This is a genomic window from Microbispora rosea (assembly GCF_900156315.1).
Classification (GTDB): Bacteria; Actinomycetota; Actinomycetes; order Streptosporangiales; family Streptosporangiaceae; genus Microbispora; species Microbispora rosea.
The window spans coordinates 72,191-94,084 of sequence record NZ_FTNI01000015.1 but is presented as its reverse complement, the minus strand read 5'-3'; the positions used below and the strand labels follow the sequence as shown (position 1 = coordinate 94,084).

Annotated in this window: 16 protein-coding genes; 7 read left to right on the top strand and 9 right to left on the bottom strand. The window is 73.2% G+C overall.

Annotated elements, in window-relative coordinates; translation table 11 throughout:
- The first annotated feature begins 48 nt into the window (after positions 1-48).
- A complete protein-coding gene (locus BXA11_RS21420) occupies positions 49-1,251 on the top strand; it encodes a methyltransferase (protein ID WP_204053757.1) in 1,203 nt (400 codons plus the stop codon).
- On the opposite strand, the gene BXA11_RS21415 is transcribed toward BXA11_RS21420, so the two are convergent.
- The 6 genes from BXA11_RS21415 to BXA11_RS21390 all read right to left on the bottom strand — a co-directional run bounded on the left by BXA11_RS21415 (position 1,252) and on the right by BXA11_RS21390 (position 7,757).
- Positions 1,252-2,115, bottom strand: a complete 864-nt coding sequence (locus BXA11_RS21415; protein WP_076437145.1) for a DUF72 domain-containing protein — start codon at positions 2,113-2,115, stop codon at positions 1,252-1,254.
- Between the two features lie 36 nt (positions 2,116-2,151).
- The gene (locus BXA11_RS21410; RefSeq protein ID WP_083744449.1) at positions 2,152-3,105 is read right to left on the bottom strand and encodes a DUF4380 domain-containing protein; all 954 of its coding nucleotides are present in this window, start codon (positions 3,103-3,105) and stop codon (positions 2,152-2,154) included.
- A complete protein-coding gene (locus BXA11_RS21405; RefSeq protein WP_076437140.1) occupies positions 3,102-4,169 on the bottom strand; it encodes a zinc-dependent alcohol dehydrogenase family protein in 1,068 nt (355 codons plus the stop codon). The genes BXA11_RS21410 and BXA11_RS21405 overlap by 4 nt, the downstream gene beginning before the upstream one ends.
- Positions 4,166-5,179, bottom strand: a complete 1,014-nt coding sequence (locus BXA11_RS21400) for an ABC transporter permease (RefSeq protein ID WP_076437138.1) — start codon at positions 5,177-5,179, stop codon at positions 4,166-4,168. Before BXA11_RS21400 ends, BXA11_RS21405 begins: the two co-directional genes overlap by 4 nt.
- A gap of 8 nt (positions 5,180-5,187) precedes the next feature.
- Entirely contained in the window at positions 5,188-6,681 is a 1,494-nt protein-coding gene (locus BXA11_RS21395; RefSeq protein ID WP_076437136.1) for a sugar ABC transporter ATP-binding protein, read from the bottom strand.
- A 62-nt stretch (positions 6,682-6,743) separates the two neighbouring features.
- The gene (locus BXA11_RS21390) at positions 6,744-7,757 is read right to left on the bottom strand and encodes a substrate-binding domain-containing protein (protein ID WP_197042946.1); all 1,014 of its coding nucleotides are present in this window, start codon (positions 7,755-7,757) and stop codon (positions 6,744-6,746) included.
- 139 nt (positions 7,758-7,896) lie between these two features.
- Between BXA11_RS21390 and BXA11_RS21385 the strand changes: the two genes are divergently transcribed.
- The 5 genes from BXA11_RS21385 to BXA11_RS21365 are packed head-to-tail and all read left to right on the top strand — an operon-like array spanning position 7,897 to position 12,105.
- Positions 7,897-8,661 carry an SDR family NAD(P)-dependent oxidoreductase gene (locus BXA11_RS21385; RefSeq protein WP_076437134.1) on the top strand — a complete coding sequence of 255 codons (765 nt, stop codon included), beginning with the start codon at positions 7,897-7,899 and terminating at the stop codon, positions 8,659-8,661.
- Positions 8,662-8,679: 18 nt separating this feature from the next.
- The gene (locus BXA11_RS21380; RefSeq protein ID WP_030512130.1) at positions 8,680-9,384 is read left to right on the top strand and encodes a FadR/GntR family transcriptional regulator; all 705 of its coding nucleotides are present in this window, start codon (positions 8,680-8,682) and stop codon (positions 9,382-9,384) included.
- Positions 9,381-10,526, top strand: a complete 1,146-nt coding sequence (gene dgoD, locus BXA11_RS21375) for a galactonate dehydratase (protein WP_076437133.1) — start codon at positions 9,381-9,383, stop codon at positions 10,524-10,526. Before BXA11_RS21380 ends, dgoD begins: the two co-directional genes overlap by 4 nt.
- A gap of 5 nt (positions 10,527-10,531) precedes the next feature.
- Positions 10,532-11,164 (top strand): bifunctional 4-hydroxy-2-oxoglutarate aldolase/2-dehydro-3-deoxy-phosphogluconate aldolase, encoded by a 633-nt coding sequence (locus BXA11_RS21370; protein WP_204053758.1) that lies wholly within the window; start codon positions 10,532-10,534, stop codon positions 11,162-11,164.
- Positions 11,161-12,105, top strand: a complete 945-nt coding sequence (locus BXA11_RS21365; RefSeq protein ID WP_076437130.1) for a sugar kinase — start codon at positions 11,161-11,163, stop codon at positions 12,103-12,105. Before BXA11_RS21370 ends, BXA11_RS21365 begins: the two co-directional genes overlap by 4 nt.
- A 127-nt stretch (positions 12,106-12,232) precedes the next feature.
- Here the strand turns inward: BXA11_RS21365 and BXA11_RS44695 are convergent, their stop codons facing one another.
- On the bottom strand, positions 12,233-13,915 hold the full coding sequence (locus BXA11_RS44695; protein WP_076437346.1) for a glycoside hydrolase family 99 protein: 1,683 nt from the start codon (positions 13,913-13,915) through the stop codon (positions 12,233-12,235).
- A 269-nt stretch (positions 13,916-14,184) separates the two neighbouring features.
- On the opposite strand from BXA11_RS44695, the gene BXA11_RS21355 reads away from it, so the two are divergent.
- Positions 14,185-16,509, top strand: a complete 2,325-nt coding sequence (locus BXA11_RS21355) for a M28 family peptidase (RefSeq protein ID WP_076437128.1) — start codon at positions 14,185-14,187, stop codon at positions 16,507-16,509.
- Here the strand turns inward: BXA11_RS21355 and BXA11_RS21350 are convergent.
- Together BXA11_RS21350 and BXA11_RS21345 are read right to left on the bottom strand one after the other, a co-directional pair.
- Positions 16,497-17,168: a hypothetical protein gene (locus BXA11_RS21350; protein ID WP_076437126.1), complete on the bottom strand. Its 672-nt coding sequence runs from the start codon at positions 17,166-17,168 to the stop codon at positions 16,497-16,499. The genes BXA11_RS21355 and BXA11_RS21350 overlap by 13 nt on opposite strands.
- A gap of 56 nt (positions 17,169-17,224) precedes the next feature.
- Positions 17,225-21,514: an nSTAND1 domain-containing NTPase gene (locus BXA11_RS21345; RefSeq protein ID WP_076437125.1), complete on the bottom strand. Its 4,290-nt coding sequence runs from the start codon at positions 21,512-21,514 to the stop codon at positions 17,225-17,227.
- Between the last annotated feature and the right edge of the window lie 380 nt (positions 21,515-21,894).

Here is a 21,894-nt window from a genome sequence, read left to right as displayed (position 1 = left end):
GGACTCATTGCACGGACCCGGGCGGAGGGCCCACTAGCCTGAGCGGCGATGGACCGTATGACGACGGCGCGGGGTGACCTCGACCTCGCCCGCTTCCCCGAGGACCCCCGCGACCCGCTCCGCGCGTGGGACGCGGCCGACGAATACCTGCTGCGGCACCTCGACGAGCGCGAGGGCGGGCCGGTGGACCTGTCGGGCAGCCTGGTCGTGCTGGGCGACCGGTGGGGCGCATTGTCCACAGCACTGGCCACCGCACGGGCCACAGCACTGGCCGCGCAGCGCCCCGTCCACCGTCCCGTGCAGATCAGCGACTCCTTCCTCGGGCAGCAGGCCACCCGCGCCAACCTGGAGCGCAACGGCCTCGACGCGGACGCCGTACAGCTGCGCACGACCAGGGACGCGCCGCCGGACCGGATCGACGTGCTGCTGGTGCGGGTGCCCAAGAGCCTGGCCCTCCTGGAGGACCAGTTGCACCGCCTCGCCCCCCACGTGCACGAGGGCACGGTGGTCGTCGGCGCGGGGATGGTCACCGAGATCCACACCTCGACGCTGAAGCTGTTCGAGCGGGTCCTCGGGCCGACGCGGACCTCGCTGGCGGTCAGGAAGGCGCGGCTCATCTTCTGCTCGCCCGACCCCGCGCTGCCGCGAGGGGCCGATCCGTGGCCGCGGAGCCACACGTTGCCCGCCGACGCCGGGGTGGTCTCCGGGCTGACCGTCGTCGACCACGCCGGCGTCTTCTCCGCCGAGCGTCTCGACGCCGGCACCCGTCTCCTGCTGGGCAGCCTGCCCGCGCGTACGGGGCCCGAGCATGTGGTCGACCTCGGCTGCGGCAACGGGGTGGTCGGGCTCGCCGCGGCGCTGTCCAACGGCGAGGCCGAGGTGACGTTCATCGACGAGTCCTACCAGGCGCTGGCCTCGGCGGAGGCCACCTTCCGGGCGAACACCGCGGCCGGCACCGGAGCGGAGACCGTCGCCAGGTTCGTGGCGGCCGACGGCCTTTCGGGCTTCCCGCCGGGCACCGCGGACCTGGTGCTGAACAACCCGCCGTTCCACACCCATCGGGGCAGGACCGACGCGACCGCCTGGCGCATGTTCAACGGCTCGCGTGCCGCGCTGCGGCGGGGCGGCGAGCTGTGGGTGGTGGGCAACCGCCACCTCGGCTACCACGTGAAGCTGCGCCGGCTCTTCGGCAACTGCGAGGTCGTCGCGAGCGACCCCAAGTTCGTCGTGCTGCGCGCCGTCAAACGGTGATCAGAACAGGGTGAGCGGCTCGTCCGGCGCCTCCACGGACATGGGCTCGGGCAGCGGTTCGACGCCGGGCACCTCGGCGCGTACGTCGTCGTGGAACCGCCGGGCGAGCGTCAGCGCGTCGGCGTTGTCCGGGGTGTGGACGAACACCGTCGGCGAGCGGCCCTCGCGCAGCCATCCGGCGACCGCGTCCACCCAGTGCCGCCAGCCCTCGGCCGTACGCTCGGGATCGTCGCGGCCGATGTAGCGGACGATCGGGCGGTCGGTGAGCGCGGCGGTCCGCAGCGGCACACGCGGCTTCTTCGACCAGGCGTCCCGTTCGGCGTCGCTGGTCGGCGGGCTGCGGAACAGCACGGTCGTGTCGAACGGCACCCACTCGGCACCGGCCCCGGTCAGCACCCGCTCCAGGAGCCCCGTGGCCCGGGGGTCCTCGAAGAACGCGCGGTGACGGACCTCGACGGCGTAGCGGTGGTCGCGGGGAAGGCGGCCCAGGAAGGCCGCGAGCGCGCCCACGTCCGCCGGGCCGAACGAGCCGGGAAGCTGGATCCACAGCGCGTGGGCGCGCGGGCCGAGCGGCTCGATCGCGTCGAGGAAGGCCCGCAGGTCGTCGTCGGCCCCGGTCAGGCGGCGCTCATGGGTGATCGGCCTGGGCAGCTTGACCACGAAGCGGAAGCCGGGATCGGTCTGCCGCGCCCAGGACTCCACCGTGCTCCGCGAGGGCGTCGCGTAGAACGTCGTGTTGCCCTCGACGGCGTCGCACCAGGTCGCGTAGGCGCGCAGCCGCTCCCCCGGAGGAAGCGGGTGCGGCAGGAGGCGCCCCTGCCACGGCGCGTGCGTCCACATCGCGCATCCCACATGAAGCCGCATGGCCCCGACGTTATCCGGTCCGGATCACTCCCCCGCTCACTCCCCGGCGACGGGCGGCGGCACGTCCGTCACGGACCACGTGACGCGGTGGCGCAGCACCTCGCCGGGGGCGAGCGAGGTCAGGGGCGACATGGTCTCGGCCTCGACCAGCCGGGCGGTGGGACGCAGGCCCTCCAGCCCCGCGAGCTCCTCCTCCTTGGGGTACTGCATCCAGATCGCGATCTCGGAGCCCTCGTCCGGGTAGGGCGCGCCCGGCCGCACGTCGAACCGCTGCGTCAGCGTCGCCCCGCCGGGGGCCGTCACGGCGAGCCATCCGGCCGTGCCGCCGATGCCGATCTTGCCGACGACGTCGCGCACCGGCACCCGGCCCGCCGAGAGGGAGACCCGCTCCAGGACCGGTGCGCCGTCGGGCGCGAACAGCGTCACCGGCGCCAGGTGCCGGTCGGTCAGCCCGACCCACACCCCGCATCGGGGATCGTCGTGCCCGCGGAACGACTCGGTCTCGAACTGGCTCACCGTCCAGGCGGCCCACCGCACGGGATGATCGGTGACGTTCTCCAGCTCGCTGTCGACCACTAGGACGGCCTCGGCGGCCGACATCGTGACCGTACGGGTGACGGCCAGCCCGGTGCGCGGGTCGTCGCCGCTGCGCATCCGCAAGCGCAGGTCGTCCCGCTCCAGCACGGTGTAGGCGCCGGCGTCGAGCACCGGGTCGGGCGGCCCCGCCCACTCCTGCGCCGACGACCACCCCTGCGGGGCAGGCCAGGTCTTGTCCCCGCCCCAGTTCGCCCAGCTCGCGAATCCGGTCGGGGCGGGCAGCCGCCGCGCGGCGGGGGTGATCGCGAGCGACGCGTCGAGCAGCTCGGGGTTGCGCCACAGCCACTCCCGGCCCGCTGCGCGCAGCGAGATGATCCGCCCGCCGCGTCCCGGCAGGACCGCCGCCTCCCCCCAGGGCGCGGCGAGCCGGACCACGGGTTCCGAGCTCGTCATCGGTCGAGAGAGGGGACCAGGCAGACCTTGCCGGTGCGCCCCGAGTCGGCCAGCCGGTATGCCTCGTCGGCCTGCTCCAGCGGCAGCACGTCGGTCACCAGCCGCTGCGGGCTGGCGCCCCACCGCACCAGGCGGAAGGCCAGCTCCTCCATCGCCTGCAGCGAGGTGACCCAGGAGGCGTACAGGGTGAGCTGGCGGTGCAGCAGCAGGTCGGAGACCTCCGTCTCCAGCCGGCCGCCCTCGCCCACCAGGGAGACGCGGCCCCACTCGGCCGCGCCCCGGATCGCGACGCTCCGGCCCGCGGCCGAGCCCGAGCAGTCCATCGTCACCGAGCAGCCGCGTCCCCCGGTCGCCTCGTCCAGGGCCTCGGCGACCCCGTCGGCGGCGGTCAGGACCTCGTCGAACAGGCCGAGAGACCGGGCGTGCGCGGCGCGCTCCGCCGACCGCTCCACGCCGAGCACCCGGGTCGCGCCGAGACCGCGGGCGATCATGGCGGCGGCCAGTCCGACCGGTCCGAGGCCGACCACGAGCAGGTCGTCGCGCCCGCCGACCCCGGTGCGCAGCAGGCCCTCGTACGCCGTGCCGAACCCGCAGGCGATCAGGGCGCCGTCCACGTAGGACAGCTCGTCCGGCAGCGGCACGGCCGTGCTCTCCTCGACCAGGATGTACTCGGCGTGCCCGCCGTCGCGCTGCCAGCCGTACGCCGACCTGCGCTCGGGGTCGGAGCAGCTGATCATGTGCCCGCGACGGCAGTTGGAGCAGCGCCCGCAGCCGGAGATGTGGTAGACGATCACGCGGTCGCCGACGCCGAACCGCCGGCAGCCCGGGCCGGTCTCCACGACCTGCCCGCTGGGCTCGTGCCCGGCCACGACCCCCTTGTACGCCGGGCCCTCCTGGCCGACGTGGGTCTTGTGCCCCCGGTAGATGTAGGACAGGTCGCTGCCGCAGATGCCGGACGCGCCCACGCGTACGAGCAACTGGCCGGGACCGGGCGTGGGCACCTCGACGTCGCGGAGCACGGCGGTGAAGTCGCCGGGCAGGAAGACGCCTTTCATGGTGGTCATGAGCTGCGGGCTCCGTTCCGCTTGGAGAGCAACACGTTGATCAGCACGGCGCCGACGATGATGACGCCGCGGACCACGTCCTGGAAGAAGGCGTTGACCCCGAGCAGCACGAGGCCGTTGCCGATGACGGTGATGAAGGCGACGCCCAGCAGGGTGCCGAGCAGGGAGCCCTTGCCGCCCGCGAGGGAGGTGCCGCCGATCACGACCGCGGCGATCACGTCGAACTCCAGGCCCACCGACGCGCCGCCGTTGCCGGACCCGAGGCGCGCCGCCAGCAGCAGGCCGCTGACCGCGGCGAGCAGGCCGGTCGTGGCGAACAGGATCACCCGGATCCGGGAGACGTTGATCCCCGCGAGGCGGGCGGCCTCGGCGTTGCCGCCGACCGCGAAGACCGAGCGGCCGTACGCCGTGCGGTTGGCCACGAAGAGGAACACGACGAACAGGATCGCCATGATGATGGCCGGGGTCGGGATGCCCAGGACGCTCCCGGCCAGCACGTCGAGGAACCCGTTGGCCTCCAGCGGGACCGGCAGGCCGTCGGTCATGTACTGCGCCAGCCCGCGCAGGGCGCTCCACAGGCCGAGCGTGGCCACGAACGACGGGATGCCCCAGCGGGCGCGCAGGAAGCCGGCCCCGGCCCCGAGCAGCAGGCCCACCGCGAGACAGACCAGCACGGCGAGGGCGAACGGGATGTGCCACTCCCCGCTGGCCTTGGCCAGCAGGACCGAGGAGAACGCCACGGCCGGGCCGATGCTGATGTCGATCTCGCCGGCCACGATGACGAGGGTCATCGCCCACGCCACGACGCCGATCGTCGCCGCGTCGCGCAGGATGGCCAGCTGGTTCGTCACGGACAGGAAGCCCGGCGCCGTGGCGGAGAGCACCACGAACAGCACCACGATGGCCCCGATGAGCCCGATCTCGTTCAGCCGTTGCGTGTTGCGTCCCAGCCGCCCGCCCCGGGCGTCCGCCTTGGCCACGGGCGGGCCAGTGGGCGTGGTCGTGCTCATGTTCTCCCTCACTCCTCGGCAATCGCCAGGGCCATGACCCTGTTGAGCTCGATCTCGTCGCCGCTCAGCTCGGCCACGGCGCGCCCGCCGCGCAGGACGACGATCCGGTCGCAGACGTCGGCCAGCTCCTCCACCTCGCTGGACACGAAGACCACGGCGCGCCCGTCGTCGGCCAGCAGGCGCATCTGGTCGTAGATCTGGCGCTTGGCCTCCACGTCCACGCCGCGGGTGGGCTCGTCGAGCAGCAGCACGTCGCTTCCCGCGTGCAGCCATCGGGCGAGCACGGCCTTCTGCTGGTTTCCGCCGCTGAGCGTGCCGATCGGCGTCCCCGGACGGGCCGTCTTGATCGCCAGGCGGTCGATGAGCGCCCGGGCGGCCTGCCGTATCGCGCGGCGGTCCAGCACGCCCGACCTGCTCACCCTGCGCAGGTCGCTGATGACGATGTTCTCGTCGACGCCCATCAGCGGCACGATCCCCTCGCGCCGCCGGTTCTCCGGCGTCATGCCGAGCCCTCTGGCGAGCATCGCGGCGAACGCGCCGGGCCGTACGGCCTCGCCGCGCAGGCGGATCTCGCCGGAGGCCGGGCGGTCGAGCCCCACCAGGGCGCGCAGCGTCTCGGTGCGGCCCGAGCCGAGCACCCCGGCGATGCCCAGGATCTCGCCGGGCCGCACGTCGATGTCGAGGCCGTTCAGCCGGTCGCTGACCAGGCCGCGCGCCGACAGCACCGGCGGCTCGGCGCTGGGGCGGCGGGTCCGGGCCGCCACGGCCTCGGGCGCCGTGCCGAGCATCATCGCGACGATCTCGTGCGTCGAGGCCGTGCGCACCGGCAGCGTCTCCACGATCCTGCCGTCGCGGACGACCGTGGCGGTGTCGGCCACCTGCCGGATCTCGTCCATGCGATGGCTGACGTAGATGACCGCCACGCCCTGCTCCGCGACGGTCCTCACGACGTCGATCACCTGCCGGACCTCGGCGGCGGCCAGGGAACTGGTCGGCTCGTCGAGGATGAGCAGGGTGGGCCGCTGCGCGACGGCGCGGGCGATCTCCACGAGCTGCTGACCGGCGGAGCCGAGCGAGCCGACCGGGCTGTCGACGTCGATGTCCACGCCGATGCGCGCCATCGCCTCCTTCGCCTCGGCGCGCATCCTGCGCAGGTCGAGCGCGCCGCGCGAGCGCGGCCAGGCCCCCAGGAACAGGTTCTCCGCGACCGTCATCTCCGGCACCAGGCTCAGCTCCTGGTAGACGGTCGCGACCCCCAGGGCGGCGACGTCCCGCGTGCCGAGGCCCGCCAGCGGTTTGCCGCGTACGAGCGCCTCGCCCGAGTCGAGGTGCTCGGCGCCGGACAGGACCTTGATCAGGGTGGACTTGCCGGCGCCGTTCTTGCCCAGCAGCGCGCGGACCTCGCCGCGCCGCACCGCGAAGTCGACGTCGCTGAGAGCGGTGACGCCGGGGTAGCGCTTGGTGCCCGCACGCACCTCCGCGACGACGTCGGTGTTCGACATGGGAGCCTTCCTGGGGAGCCTTCGGTGGGACGAGTGACTGCGCCTTCCATACGGGGGACGGTTTACGGGATCCCGTCGGCGTGCTCGGTCAGCCACTTCTCGTTCGTGGCCTTGTCGTCGGCGGTGTAGAGGATCGGGTCCACCGGGATGACGAACGAGTCGTTCTTGGCGCCGCCCGACGCCTTGCGGGCGGCCTCGTACGCGAGCTTGCCCACGGTCTGCGCGGGGACGTCGATCTCGGCCTTGAGGATGCTGCCGTCGACCAGGGCCTTGGCGATGTCGACGGTCATGTCGCTGCCGAAGACGACGGTCTTGCCGACGCGGGAGCGCGTGGTGACGGCCTTGACGCCGGCCAGGGTGCCACCGCCCGCCACGGCGTAGAACGCGTCGAGCTCGGGGTTGGCGGTGATGATGTTCTCGGCGACCGGGGTGGCCTTGTCGACGACCGCGCCCTCCTGGTCGGCGACGTACTGGGCGCCCGGCACGGACTCGGCCAGGCCGTCCTTGAAGCCGCGCTTGCGCTCCTTGCAGACCTCGACGAAGTCGCAGTTCAGGATGGCGATCTTCGGCTTGTCGAGCTTCTGCGAGGTGAAGTACTTCCCGGCCTGCTCACCCAGCTTCTTGCCGAAGACGTACGGGTCGGACAGGACGTAGCCCCACACGTACTTCTTGGCGTCCGCGTCGTTGATGCAGGTGTTGTAGCAGACGACCGGGATGCCGGCCTTGCTCGCCGCCGCGATCGCCGGGGTGGACGCCGTGGCGGAGACGGCCGAGGTGATGATCGCGTCCACGTTGGAGGCGACCAGGGTCGACATGAACGAGGACTCCTTGGCCGCGTCGCCCTGCGCGTTGTTGCCCAGCAGCTTGAGCTGCGAGTCCTGGGCGGCGGCGGTCTCGATTCCCTTCTTCACGCCGGCGTAGAAGCCCTGCGAGTCCAGGTAGATCACCCCGACGCGCAGCTGCTCCTTCCCGCCCGAGGCGCCGCCGGACCCGGCGGACTGACCGCAGGCGGCGAGCACGGCGCCGACGGCCAGCAGGGCGATGCAACGCACCGCCGTGAGTCGAACTGATGCCACGAATGGCCTCCCATGAGTCTGTCTTCGGTTGGCGACGCCACCGGGTAGGGCGCGCTGCGCCACGCTCCAGATGATGAGGCGGTCGTAACGTGCCTGTCAATAAATTGTCATAAAAAAACACTTATCGTAGAGTGGCGGCGTGAACCTCCCCGGACCTTCCACGGAGGCCGGATGCTGCGCGGTCGTGACCGGCGCCGCGTCCGGCATCGGCGCGGCAACCGCCAGGCGTCTCGGCGCGACCGGCACGCCCGTCCTGCTGTGCGACATCTCCCCGGCCGGGGAGGACGTCGCCGCAGCTGTCGTCGAGGCGGGCGGCACGGCAAGATTCGTGCGCATGGACGTCAGCGACGAGAGCGCGTGGGGGGAACTCCGTCGCGTCGCCCACCGGGAGTACGGCCCGGTGCGGCACCTCGTCAGCAACGCCTACGTCGTGGACGTGAGACCCGTGCACGACCTGGGCGCGGCATCGTGGAAGCGCCAGCTGGACGTGAACCTCACCGCCTCCTACCTGGCCTTTCGCACGCTACACGAGGATCTGGATGCGACGTCGGGGGCGGTCGTCCTCGTCTCGTCGGTGCACGCCCTCGTCGGTCTGCCCGGCCATCCGGCGTACGCGGCGACGAAGGCGGCGCTGGTGGGGCTCGGCCGCCAGCTCGCGGTGGATTACGGTCCCGGGGTGCGCGTCAACACCGTGCTGCCCGGGCCGATCATGTCCCCCGCGTGGGACCGTGTGGCGGAGGAGGACCGGAGGCTGAGCGTGGAGGCCACGATCGCCAAGCGGTTCGGCGAGCCCGCGGAGGTCGCCGCGGCGATCGCCTTCCTGCTGTCGGACGAGGCGTCCTACATCACCGGCACCACCCTCGTCGTCGACGGCGGCTGGAGCGCGACGAAGAACTCCTCCTGAGAGGGATGACCGCAGAGCATGAGCACCTACAAAGGGCGTGGCATCCACGGCCAGGTCGTCGAGACCATCGGCCGCCGCCTCGTCACCGGGCAGTTCGCCGAGAACGGGCGCATCGACCTGGTCGAGCTGGAGGCCGAGCTGCAGGTGTCCCGCACCGTGGTGCGCGAAGCGCTGAAGGTACTGGCGGGCAAGGGCCTGGTCGACTCGCGGCAGAAGCGGGGCACGGTGGTGCGCCCCCGCAGCGAGTGGAACCTGCTCGATCCCGACGTCATCAGCTGGGAGTTCGAGAGCCGGGGCAGCGAGATGCTCGGGCAGCTCGCCGAGGTGCGGCAGATGTTCGAACCGGCCGCCGCCGCGCTCGCCGCCGGCCGGCGCACCGACGCCGACCTCGCCGAACTCGAGGCGGCCCTGGAGGACATGACCGCGGCCAGGACCCCGGCCGAGGCGGCCTCCGCCGACCTGCGTTTCCACCGCGCCGTCCTGGCCGCGACGGGCAACGAGCTCCTGGTCCGCATGGAGGTCGTCATCGAGTCCGTGCTTGCGGAACGGGACCGCATCGTCCACGACGTCGTCACCGCCGACGACCCGGTGCCGAGCCACCTGGCCCTGCTCGACGCCATCCGGGCGGGGGACGGCGAGGCCGCCAGAACCCGCGCGCTCGCGCTGCTCGACAAGTCCATGGCCGACGTCGACCGCGCGGCCCGCCTCCAGGGAGACCGGTGAAGATCACGCGCATCGAAACGTTCCTGGTCCCGCCCCGGTGGCTGTTCTGCCGGGTCGAGACCGACGAGGGACACGTGGGCTGGGGCGAGCCGGTCGTCGAGGGGCGGGCCCACTCGGTCAGGGCGGCGGTCGGCGAGATCGCCGAGATGCTCGTCGGCGCCGACCCGCTGCGCATCGAGGACCACTGGCAGGTCATGACCAAGGGCGGTTTCTACCGCGGCGGGCCCGTGCTCGCCAGCGCCGTCGCCGGCCTCGACCAGGCCCTGTGGGACATCGCCGGCAAGGCACGCGGCGTCCCCGTCCACGAACTGCTCGGCGGTCCCGTACGCGACCACGTCCGGGCGTACGCCTGGATCGGCGGCGACGAGCCCGGCGAAATCGAGGAGGAGGCCCGGCGCCAGGCGGAGGCGGGCTTCACCGCGGTGAAGATGAACGCCAGCGGCCGCATGTCCCCCATCGCGGGCCCGGGCGAGATCGACGAGGTCATCGAGCGCGTCGCGGCGGTCCGCGAGGCGCTCGGCCCGGGCCGGGACGTCGCGGTCGACTTCCACGGCCGGGTGTCCTATCCGAACGCCCGGCGGCTGCTGCCGCTGCTCGAACCGCTCACGCCGCTGTTCGTCGAGGAACCGGTCGTGCCGGAGTCGATGCCCCAGATGCGCAGCCTCGTGGAGGCGTCGAACATCCCCATCGCCCTGGGCGAGCGGCTCTACTCCCGCTGGGACTTCCTGCCCGCCTTCCAGGCGGGCGTCGCCGTGGCGCAGCCGGACCTGTCCCACGCCGGCGGCATCTCGGAGGTCCGCCGCATCGCCGCCCAGGCCGAGGTGTTCGGCGCCCTGCTCGCTCCGCACTGCCCGCTGGGGCCGATCTCCCTGGCCTCCAGCCTCCAGGTGGCGTTCGCGACGCCCAACTTCCTGATCCAGGAACAGAGCATCGGCATCCACTACAACGACGGCAACGAATTGCTGGACTACCTTGTCGACCCGTCCGTCTTCGCGTTCAGCGACGGCCGGCTCTCCCGGCCGACCGGGCCGGGCCTGGGCATCATGGTCGACGAGGCCGCGGTGCGTGAGGCCGACAAGCAGGGCCACACCTGGCGCTCTCCGATCTGGCGCTATCCCGACCGCTCCTTCGCAGAATGGTGACCGGCGTGCAACCACACGATCTGCTCGATCTCCTCAGAGCCAGGCGGCTCCTGGCCATCGTCCGCGGCGACGACCCGGCGGCGGCGCTGCGCAGCGTCGAGGTCCTCGCCGAGGAGGGCGTGACCCTGATGGAGGTCTCGCTCAGCGGCGCCGACGCGCTGTCGGTCATCCGGAAGGCGGCCTCCGCCCTGGGCGCGGGCGTGCACCTGGGCGCGGGGACCGTGCTGACGGCGCGGGACGCCGTCGCGGCCCGGGACGCGGGCGCGACGTTCGCCGTCACCCCCGGTCTCGGCGAGGGAGTGGACGAGGCGCTGCGCCTCGGACTGCCCGTGCTCGCCGGGGCGATGACCCCCACCGAGGTCATCGCCGCGACCGCGCGGGGCGCCGCCGCCGTCAAGCTCTTCCCCGCCTCCGCGGGCGGGGTCTCCTATCTGCGCGCGCTGCGCGACCCGTTCCCGGCCGTGCCGTTCGTGCCGGTCGGCGGGGTCGGACTCGACACCGTGCGCGACTATCTGGAGGCCGGCGCCGTCGCGGTCGGCCTCGGCTCGCCGCTGCTCGGCGACGCCCCGCGCGGCGGCGACCTGGACGGCCTGCGCCGCCGGATCAGGACCGCACTCGACCTGGTGGGCGCTCCATGAGGGCGGACGTTCTGACGATCGGCGAGGCGATGGTCACGGTCCGCTGCGCCGGACCGCTGCGCCTCGGCGGCGACTCGCGGGTGTCCACCGCCGGCGCGGAGGCCAACGTCGCGATCGCCCTGTCCCGCCTCGGGCACACGGCCCGCTGGACCGGCGCCCTCGGGAACGACGAGCCCGGCGAGCTGGTGCTGCGCACGCTGCGGGCCGAGGGCGTCCTGACCGACCACGTCGTGCGGCGCACGGACGCCCCGACCGGCCTGCTGCTCCGGGACGTGGCCGCCGGGGGCCGGGCCCGGGTGCACTACTACCGCAGGGACTCGGCCGCCTCGACGCTGTCGTGGGACGAGGTGCGGCCCGCCGTCGACGCAGGTCAGGCGGGCCTGCACCTCACCGGCATCACGCCGGCGCTGGGACCCGCGCCGCTGGAGGCGGTCGCCGCCGCCGCCCGGCAGGCGCACCGGTCCGGCGCCTGGGTGAGCCTCGACGTCAACCACCGTTCCCTGCTGTGGTCCGGGGAGGAGGCCGTCCGGGCGCTGCGCCCGCTGCTGCCGTACGTCACGGTGCTGGTCGCGTCCGACGACGAGCTCGCCCTCGTGGCGGACGGCGACGGCGAGCGCGACCGCGTGGCGGCCCTGCTCGACGCCGGTGTCGAGGAGGTCGTCGTCAAGCGCGGCGCGGCGGGCGCGAGCTATCACGACGCGCGGACCTCGTTCGACGTCCCGGCTCGACGGGTGCCCGTGGTGGACGTCGTCGGCGCGGGCGACGCGTTCACCGCCGGGTATCTGTCCGGGCGGCTCGACGGGCTCGACGCGTACGGCCGGCTCGAACGGGCGACCCTGCTGGGGGCCGCCAGCGTGGCCTGCGCCGGGGACTGGGAGGGGCTGCCCACCCGGGCGGAGCTGCCCGCGCTGGCCCTGCCGGAGGGGGAGACGCTGCGCTGACGTCGCCGGAGCCGCTGGTGACCTCCGCGCGGTAGGGCCTCGCCGGCCCGGCCCCGGCCGACGGGCGTTGTGGACGTGCGGCGCGGGGGTTGAGCGCCTCACCGGCCCGCGCCGCCGTCCTCACCCGCTACCCGGAGTAGACCTCCAGCTCGCCGATCTGGGCGGCGGGCCAGCCGGTGTTGCCGGTCACGGTGATCCGCACGTAGCGGGCCGAGACCGGCGACAGGTTGACCGTCACCGCGTTGCCCGACGCCGGGTCGAACGTGTAACCGCCAGGCCCGGCCACCGTGCTGAACGACGACCCGTTCGTGCTCGCCTGCACCGACAACGTCTGCGTACGCCTCTCCCAGGCCGCGGACGGCGGCAGCTTCAGCACCACCCGCCCGACCGTCGCCGCCGCACCCAGGTCCACCTGCACCCACTGCGGGAACGCGTTGTTCGGACTCTCCCAATAGGTGCTCGCGTCCCCGTCCACCGCGTTGCCGCTGCCGTAGCTCTGCGTGTGCCCGCTCTCCGACGTCGCCTTCCCCCGCGCCAGGTCGGCGTCGCCTCCGCCGTTCACGACGGGCGGCGTGGGGCGTACGGGGGTGAGCGCGATCTGGCCCTTGAGCATCCGGCCGCCGTCGCGGGTGAGCCGCAGGTAGTAGTCCGACGAGCAGACCGTGCCGTCCTCGTCCAGCCCGAGGAGGCCGGAGCTGACCGGGATCATCGAGGCGTTCTCCGCGGTCTTGGCGATCTGGTTGCCCTCGTTGAACTCGTCGAACATCGAGATGTAGACGCCCTGGGCCCCGGCGCGGACCATGTTGTAGAACTGCCGCCACATGAAGTCGCCGTGCGCGCGCTGCCGCGACTTCACGTCCCCCGGCAGCACGCACGGCTGGTAGTCGATGCCGTGGGCGTCGCAGTACACCTGGTCGGGGACGTTGAGGTTGGCGTAGAACCGGTCGGAGTCGGCCGCGTTGCCGATCCGGCCGACCATCCACGGCGAGAGCATGTTCAGGGCGTTGAAGACGTCGATGAACCCCGGCCGGCAGTCCTCCACGCCCGTACGCCAGTAGGTGGGCACGCCGCCCATCACGTAACAGCCCTGGGCCTTGAACCAGTTGACCACGTCGAGGCAGGCCGCCGGGTCGGACGGGTGCTTGTCCTCGTTGAACCCGAAGCCCCAGATGCCCACGACCGGCTTGCCGTTCTGGCGCGCGTACGCCGAGGAGGCCGTCAGGGCCGACATCTTGGTCGTCCAGTCGCTCTTGATCTCCGGGTGGAAGTTCGTCCAGCCGGACACGTCGTACATGACGTAGAACTTGCGGCCGTTCGCCTCGGCGGCGCTGCGCACCTTGACGGCCATCGCGTCGCGTGTGGCGCCCTCGCCGCCGTTCGGGTTGAAGCGCTGCAGGGCGGCCGTGTCGATCTCGTTGTCCCGCATCCAGCGGAAGTGGGTGTCCACGGTCTGCTGGTCGTAGGAGGAGAACAGCGTCGCGGGCTGCCCGTTGCCGAGGTTGCCGTACGCGGTCGGGTAGGCGTGGGTGAACTCCCGCATGTCGGGCCAGGCCACGATGGCGGTGTTACCGGGAGAGGGCGCCTGGGACCAGTTCTGGCTCCAGTGCCACCAGCCGTTGATGGGGGCTCCGTCGCCGGGGCAGGCGAACCAGCCCTGGTAGCCCACGGTGATCTTGCCCACCACGTCGCCGGGGCCGCTCGCCGCGCTCGCGGCGGCGGTCAGCGCGGACACCAGCTGACTGGATGACACCGCGGCGAGGGCGGATCCGGAGACCACGGACGTGATGAACGTACGGCGAGAGAACGGCACGTGCACTCCTCATGCTGGGCAGCGTTCGCTGGCCGCGCCGTCCTTCCGGTAGCACCGGGGACGCCAGGAGGCACGGGGCGGCCCGGGCCGTTTCCGTCCGGTGGGCCGCTTGCCGTAATGGTTACCGCGTCCGACTTCTTCGTGCAATAGGTCAATTTCTTGCGGAGTCGGACGCCACCGGCACCACGGCCACCTGCGGAAAACCGCAGGAGAGAACGGAAACGCGCATCATTCCGGACGCCGGGCGACCGAACCTAACGTTCCCCTCCATGACAGAAGCGTTGATCGACGTGCCGCGCCGGGTGATCTCTGCGGTCGCGGCCCTGGGCGTCCTGGCAGCGGTGATCATGCTGACCGCGATGTCGGGAAGCACCATGCAGCCGCTCCCCGCGTCGGCCCCCGCCGGGGAGTTCAGTGCCGAGCGGGCGCTGTCCCACCTGCGGAAGTTCGCGGCCGAACCACGTCCCATCGGCAGCCCGGCCGGTGACCGCGCACGTGACTACCTGACCGCCAGGCTGCGGGCGGACGGCCTGAAGGTCCAGGTCCACCGGGCCTTCGGAACGTGGTCGTCCACCGGGCTGGCGACGTTCGGCATGGTGGACGACATCGTGGCCACGCTGCCCGGCACGAACCCGACGGGCACCGTCCTGCTGGCCGCCCACTACGACTCCGCGGCCATGGGGCCCGGCGCGTCGGACGACGGCGCGGCCGTCGCCGCCATGCTGGAGACCGTACGCGCGCTGCGGACCGGCGCCGCCCTCCGCAACGACCTGGTCCTGCTGATCAGCGACGGCGAGGAGGACGGCGTGCTCGGCGCCGAGGCGTTCGTCCGGGAGCACCCCCTGGCGCGTGCGGGCGGGGTGCTGCTCAACTTCGAGGCCCGCGGCGTCAGCGGCCCCTCACTGATGTTCGAGACGTCGAGGAACAACGCGGGCCTGGTCGCCGCGTACGCGGACGCGGCGCCGCGTCCCCGTGGCGACTCCTCGATGGCGGAGCTGTATCGGCTCCTGCAGAACAACACCGACTTCACTCCCCTGACCAGGGCGGGCTTCGCCGGTGTGAACTTCGCGTACATCGAGGACTCCGCGAAATACCACACCGCGGGGGACTCGATCGCGAACCTCGACCACGGGAGCCTGCAGCACCACGGCTCCACGATGCTCGCGCTGGCCCGCGCCTTCGGCGGGGCCGACCTGGCCACGCTCCCCTCGGATCACGACGCGACGTACTTCCGGATCTTCGGAGTCCTGGTCACCTACCCCGCGTCGCTGGTCTGGCCGCTCGCGGCGGCCGCCGTCGTGGCGCTCGCCGTGCTGACGCTGCTCGCGCGGCGCCGGGGGATCACCAGCGTCCCCCGGGTCGTCGCCGGCGCCGCGTCCGCGATCGTGCCGCTCGTCGCGGCGGCGGCCCTCGCGCAGGGGCTGTGGACCGTGCTGGCGGCGTGGCGGCCCGCCTACGACGCCATGGGAGGTCTTCTGCATCGTCCGCTGCCCTACCGGGCCGCCGTCGTGGTCATGGCGATGCTCGCGGTCCTGATCTGGTATCTGTGGGCGCGCCGCGCGATCGGGCCCGTGGGGGCGGCCGTCGGCGCGCTGGCCTGGCCGGCCGGGCTGGGAGTGCTCTGCGCCCAGGTCGCGCCAGGGGCGTCCTTCCTGTTCACGCTGCCGGCGTTGTCCTGCGCGATCGGCGGGATCGTGGCCGTGCTGCTTCCCGGTCCACCGGGAGCGCGGCTGGGGCGGGTCGTCGCGGTGACCCTCGGGGCGGTCGCAGGCGCGGCGCTGCTGCCCGCCCTGGCCGGCAACGTCTTCGACGGGATGGGCCTCGCGCTCGGCGGGGCCGCGGCACTGGTGTTCGCCCTCTTCTGCCTCACCCTGCTGCCGATCGCCGAACCGGCGCTGCCACGGCCGGGGAGCCGGCCGGGCCGCCACGTCGCCGTCTCCGTGCCGTCGATCGGCGCGGTGCTCGTGCTCGCCCTGACCGGTCTCGGCCTCAACGTGAACAGGCCCGGCGCCGCGGCCCCCCAGCGGACCCATCTGGCGTACGTACTGGACGCGGACACGCGCACCGCCAACTGGGTCAGCGGGGACGTCGATCCGCCTGCCTGGACCCGGCGCTACGTGACGGGCCGCGACGTGACAGCGCTGCCGCCCGGCTACGCCCGGGGGGAGCTGTGGACGGGTCCGGCCCAGGCGATCGACGCCGACGGTCCTCGGGTGAGCGTGCTCTCACGCGCCGCGGACACCGTCACGCTGCGGGTGGCCGCGGGTCGTGGCGCCCGCTCGCTGACGCTGCGGCTCGACCACCCGATCACCTCGGTAACGGCCGCCGTCGACGGGATGCGAGCGGTCACGGCCGCCGTGACCGGCACCCGCGCCCGCACCTGGCCGGGTGAGATCCGCTTCCGCGGCATCCCGTCCCGGGGCGCCCGGATCACTCTCAAAATCCCGGGCACGCGGACGGCGCGACTCACCGCGATCGCGGAGACGGACGGTTTCGCGGCCGTGCCGGGCTTCGTGCCGAGGCCTCCGGAACTGGTCGCCTCGACCCGCGAGGACGGCGAACTCGTCGCCGTCACCCGGACCTACGTGATCTGATCGAGCCGGAACATCGCGGCCAGGTCCGCGGCCAGGTCCGCGACGCTTCGGGAGCCGTCGACAGGCACCACCGGCAGCCCGAGTCCGCCGGCCTGGCGTCGCACCTCCTCGTCCCAGAGCCGGTCGCGGGCCAGGCGCCTGGCCAGCGCGACGCCGTGGTCACCGCCTCCCCAGTTGGCGCGCGCCCGGGCGGGATCGGCGAACCGGGCGCCGAGCGCACGGGCCCGAAAGTCGGGCGCAGGCAGGAGGAAGACGGCGTGTTCCGGTCGGGTGAGCAGCGGCGCGACCTCCCTCGGCAGCGTACGGAAGTCGTCGACGAGGACGGGACGGTCGGCGGGCAGGGCGAGCAGGTCGTCGAGGACGAAGCCGAAAGTCTCGCCGTGCAGGCTGGGCATGGCGTGGAAGATCTCCTCGGCGGTGCGGCTCGCCCATCTGTCCTCCCGGGGTGTTCGCAGCAACGCCCACAGATAGGGCTGTCGCTGCGGGTCGCACCTGTGGACGTAGCCGAGCTCGGCTCGGTCGCCGTCGTAGACGAGCACGTCGTGCCGTTCGGCCAGTGCCCGGGTGACGGTGCTCTTGCCGGCTCCGGCGCCGCCGGCTATCCAGCGGACATGCGCGAGCCTGCGGCGGAGATCGGCGGTGGAAGGCCGGCTTGTCATGCCCGGCAGTCTCACAAACGCGAGCGGAGCCGGTCCAGGGCCGCGGCGGGCGGCCTTCAGCAGGTGGACCGGTAGTCCACGGTGGGGAAGTGGGCGGCCCACTCCGCGCGGGTGAGGTCGCGGCCGATCGCCTCGCAGAGCTTCCCTGCGAGCGGGCCGGGCCGCAGCTCCCACCGGATGATCCGGCCGTCCTCCCCGCCCGAGATCAGGTCTCCGCCGGCGGTGAAGGCCAGGCCCCGGATCGGCGCGGTGTGCCCGGTCAGCGTGGCCGCCGGCGTTCCGGTTCGGAGGTCCCAGACCATGATCGTGCGGTCGTCCCCCGCGGACGCGAGCGACCGCCCGTCCCGGCTGAAGGCGAGGGCCTGGACCGGGGCGGTGTGGCCGGTGAGCGTGGCGTACGACGTCCAGGTCAGCGTGTCCCAGAGCTTCACGGTGCGGTCGGCGCCGGCCGTGGCGATCGACCCGCCGTCCGGGCTGAAGGCGACGTCGAGCACCGAGCCCTGCCCGGTCCTGAGGGCGCGCACCTCCCTGTCGCGGGCGAGGTCCCAGACGACCAGGTCACCGGCGGGACCGGTGGTGGCGAGCAGCGGATCGCGGGGGCTGAACGCCAGCGCCGAGACGAGATATCCACCCGCGAACGGCACCTCGACCGGCCTGCCCGGATCGCTCACGTCCCAGCGGAACCGGCCGAGCGCGGTGGCGACGAGGAAGCGCCCGCGCGGATCGAAGCCGACGTCGGTGGACGCGCCGAGCCCCCGGTACGCCGCCGTGCCGAGCCTGCGTCCGCTGCCGACGTCCCAGAGGGTGAGCGTGTGGCTGCGGGTGACGGTCGCGAGGCGGCGGCCGTCCGGGCTGAAGGCGACGGCCCTGACGTGATCGGGGTGGTCGCCGAACGTGGCGACCGGATTCCCGGTCACGTCCCACAGCCGGGCGGTCCTGTCGCTGCTCGCCGAGGCCACGAGCCGGCCGTCCGGGCTGATCTCGATGTCGTTCACGGCCTGACTGTGTCCGCTGAACGGAGGAACGGCGTGCTCCCGGACCACGACGGTCCGGCCCAGCCCGGCCGAGGCGAGCGTCGAGCCGTCGGCGCTCAGGGCGAGGGACAGCGTCTCCGTGCGGCTCCTGTCCTGGTAGGTCTCGACCGGCTGCCGTCGCGCCACGTCCCAGACGGTGATGAGGCCGTCCTCGTCGGCGACCGCGATCCGGCCGGCGGCCGGGGCCGACATGTCCCAGGTGTACGGCGACCGCTTGGGCAGCCCCGGCAGCCGCGTCACGTGGTCGTGGGCGATCCGCCAGAACCGCACGCCGTAGTGCGACGATCCCGTGGCGAGGATTCCGCCGGCGGGATCGAAGCCCAGCCTGTGGACGTTCACGGCGTCGAGCGCCGCGACCTTCGCGCCGGAGGCGGCGTCCCACACGAGGGGTTTCTCGGTCCCGCCCGTGGTCGACACCAGGAACGCCTGGTCGGGGCTGAAGGCGAGCGCCACGACCTCCTCCCGGTGTCCCTTCAGCGTGCGCATGCTCCCGTCGCGCAGGTCCCACAGCTCGACCGCGCCCTTGCCCACCCCGACGGCGATCCTCGTCCCGTCCGGGCTGAGCGCCATCGCGTCGGTGAGCCGCTCCCGCTGCCGCTGGAACACGGGCCGGCGGGAGGCCACGTCCCACACGACGACCACGCCCCTGCTCGATTCGAGCGCGGCGTCCCTCACCACGGAGGAGAGCAGCCTGCCGTCGCGGCTGAACGCCGCCGCCCTGGCGTGGATCTCCCCCGGTCCCGTCCTGGCCAGGGGCCCGGGGAAGGCGGCGACGCGGGTGCGGGTGCGCAGGTCCCAGAGGGCGACGGCTCCGTCGGTGCCGGCCGCGGCCAGCCGCGACCCGTCGGGGCTGAACGCCAGCCCGAAGACCGCGGGTCCTTCCACGTTGAGCTCGATGCGGCGGCGCGCCGCGGCCGACACGCTCAGCAGGGCGCCCCGCGTCTCGGGTTCCGGGTCGAGCCGGTACGCCGCGATCGCCAGCAGGCCGGCGAGGTCGGGATCGGTGGCGAGCAGCGATCGGGCCTGCAGGGACTGCTGCCGTGACAGGGCGACCAGCTGCTGGTGGCCCGCCTCCCTGCCCTGCCGTACGGCGACGCCGCCGCCGAACAGGGCGAGCAGGAAGAGCGCGGCCATCCCGGCCAGCAGGCGTTGCAGCAGCCGGGTGCGGCGCCGCGCCGCGGTGCGCTCGCCGTCCTCCAGCGCGCGGCTGGCCCGCAGGAAGGCGCTTTCGACGTCGTTGAGCTCCTGCGGGTGGTCCTCCGCCCAGGTCCCGGCCACGAGAAGCTGGGCGCCTCGATACAGGGCGCCCGGGTCGCGGTCCAGCTCCCGCCACGTCTGGGCGGCGCCGGTGAGCCGCCGGTGGACGAGCAGGTTCTCGCGGTCGTCGGTGAGCCAGCGGTGGAGCCGCGGCCACGCCCTGATCAGGGCCTCGTGCGCCACGTCGACCGTCTCCTCCGCGAGGACGACGAGCCGTGCGGCGGCGAGCCGGTCGAGCACGCGGGCGGTCACGCCGGGGTCGGCCACGCCGGCGAGCTCCGTACGGGAGATGGGCCGCCTGGTGTCCTCCGTGCCGTCTCCCAGCGCGGTCAGCCGCAGGAAGATCCTGCGGGCGGCCTGCCGCTCCGCCGCGGCGAACTCGCCGAAGACCCGTTCCGCGCTCTGCGCGATCGCGCCGCGTACGCCGCCGGCCGCCTGGTAGGCCGGCAGCGTGAGCCTCGCGCCGGTCGCGTTCCGCCAGGTCTCCAGCAGCGCGTGCGAGACCAGCGGCAGGCTGCCCGGCTCCTCGGCGGCGTCGGCCAGCACCGTGGCCAGCAGGTCGGGGTCCACGGTGAGCCCCGCCCGGGCCGCGGGCCGTACGACGATCTCCTGAAGGTCCGGCGACGACATCGGCCCGACGAGCATCTGGGCCTCGCCGCCGAGCGCCTCGACCAGGGCGGGATGCTGGGTCAGGTGGGCGAGGAAGTCGGCGCGGACGCCCAGCACGAGGATGACGCGGCGGCCGGTGCCGGACGCGCCGCCGAGTGCGACGCCGAGGAGCGCGTCGACGAACCGGCGGCGTTCCCCGTCGTCGGCGCACAGCGTGAAGATCTCCTCGAACTGGTCCACCACCAGCAGCAGGCGGTTCTCCGGCCCGCCGCCGACCGCACCTCCGACTGCACCGCCGAGCGCGACGGCCAGCGCGGCCGCCAGTGCGACGGCAGGTGCGTCCGGGTCGCGGGCCATGTCGTCGCGCAGCGCCACCGGGTCGCCGCCCGAGGCCTTCGCCACCACGTCGGCCAGCGCGTCCAGCGGGTGTTCCCCCGGCGTCATGAGCAGGCCCCGCCACGGCGCGGCCGTACGGTCCTCGCCCGAGACGGACCCCAGCAGACCGGCGCGCAGCAGGGACGACTTGCCGCTTCCCGACGCGCCGAACACGCCGACCACGGGAAGCCGCCCGGCCAGTTCGCGCAGCCGGTCGACCAGGAGGGACCGGCCGAAGAACCAGTCCGCGTCCTCCGGCTGGAACGCCGTCAGACCCCGGTAGGGGCAGTCGTCCGTCTTCCGCCGATCCGCCTCCCGGGGCGGGGCCAGGGCGGGAAGGAGGTGCTCGTCGCCCCGGAGCATGGCCTCGTGCAGCCGCTGGAGCACGGGGCCGGGCTCGATGCCGAGCTGGGCGTTCAGGACGTCGCGGGTCCCGCGGAAGACCTCCAGCGCCTCGGTCTGGCGCCCGGACCGATACAGCGCCAGCATGAGTTGCTCGTGCAGGCTCTCCCGGTAGGGATGCTCCCTGACCAGGCCGGTGAGTTCCGCCGCCACCTCGACGTGCCGGCCCAGGGCGAGCTCGGCCTCCGCCAGCCGTTCGTGCGCCACGAGCCGCGCCTCCTCGAGTCGCCTGGCCTCGTCGGCGACGAGCACGCAGTCGGCGAACTCCGCGAACGCCGGCCCCCGCCAGAGGTTCAGCGCCGCGCGCAGCCGGTCACGGGCGGATTCGAGATCTCCCCGGTCCAGGGCCGCGCTCCCTTGCGCGGCGAGGCCGCGGAACCGCGCCGCGTCGAGCGCGTCGGGGATGATCGCGTAGCCGCCAGGCCGTCCGGGCAGGACGTGGGCGCCGTACGCCCGCCGCAACTGGTGGACGTAAAGGTGGATGTTGCGCCGCGCGGACGCGGGCGGCCGGTCGCCCCAGACCGCGGCGATCAGCCAGTCGACCGACACCGGCTGGCCCGCCTTCGACAGCAGCGCGGCCAGGGTGAGCCGGAGTTTCGGCGCGCCGCCGACAGGGATCGGGTGACCATCGCGGGAAGCGCTGAGCGGCCCTAGGACGTGAAATTCCACTCAGATCCGCCTCTGTCCGGACACCGGAGTGAAGAATCCAGGATCACCGCCCGAATTGTCAATGATCCAGTCAGGGCGGCGATCCGCGGCCGGTCGAGCCCTTTCACCGGACGGCGGACACGTCCCCACCAGCGGCTATACGCCTCGTATACCGGGCCGTCCGATGCTCCATCCGACCCGATCCGGCTCGACGCCGGTCACGGCAACCGGACGATTCGCCAGGGGGGATATCGGCAGGGGCATAACCCTCCTGGCACTCGTCCGCGCGACCTGCCCGTCCGCCCACCACTCGACCGCCGGGGGGCTTCCGACAAAAATAGTTGTCTTGACAGAGAAACCAGTCGGCTGCGATCCTTGGGTCACGCAAGCGCGAGACCGAG

What these genes read in the sequence shown, in the direction of transcription:
- BXA11_RS21400 (WP_076437138.1), bottom strand. Translation starts at nt 5,179, where the DNA reads ATGAGCACGACCACGCCCACTGGCCCGCCCGTGGCCAAGGCGGACGCC.
- BXA11_RS21380 (WP_030512130.1), top strand. Translation starts at nt 8,680, where the DNA reads ATGAGCACCTACAAAGGGCGTGGCATCCACGGCCAGGTCGTCGAGACC.
- BXA11_RS21365 (WP_076437130.1), top strand. Translation starts at nt 11,161, where the DNA reads ATGAGGGCGGACGTTCTGACGATCGGCGAGGCGATGGTCACGGTCCGC.
- BXA11_RS21410 (WP_083744449.1), bottom strand. Translation starts at nt 3,105, where the DNA reads ATGACGAGCTCGGAACCCGTGGTCCGGCTCGCCGCGCCCTGGGGGGAG.
- BXA11_RS21355 (WP_076437128.1), top strand. Translation starts at nt 14,185, where the DNA reads ATGACAGAAGCGTTGATCGACGTGCCGCGCCGGGTGATCTCTGCGGTC.
- BXA11_RS21350 (WP_076437126.1), bottom strand. Translation starts at nt 17,168, where the DNA reads ATGACAAGCCGGCCTTCCACCGCCGATCTCCGCCGCAGGCTCGCGCAT.
- BXA11_RS21395 (WP_076437136.1), bottom strand. Translation starts at nt 6,681, where the DNA reads ATGTCGAACACCGACGTCGTCGCGGAGGTGCGTGCGGGCACCAAGCGC.
- BXA11_RS21415 (WP_076437145.1), bottom strand. Translation starts at nt 2,115, where the DNA reads ATGCGGCTTCATGTGGGATGCGCGATGTGGACGCACGCGCCGTGGCAG.
- BXA11_RS21420 (WP_204053757.1), top strand. Translation starts at nt 49, where the DNA reads ATGGACCGTATGACGACGGCGCGGGGTGACCTCGACCTCGCCCGCTTC.
- BXA11_RS21405 (WP_076437140.1), bottom strand. Translation starts at nt 4,169, where the DNA reads ATGACCACCATGAAAGGCGTCTTCCTGCCCGGCGACTTCACCGCCGTG.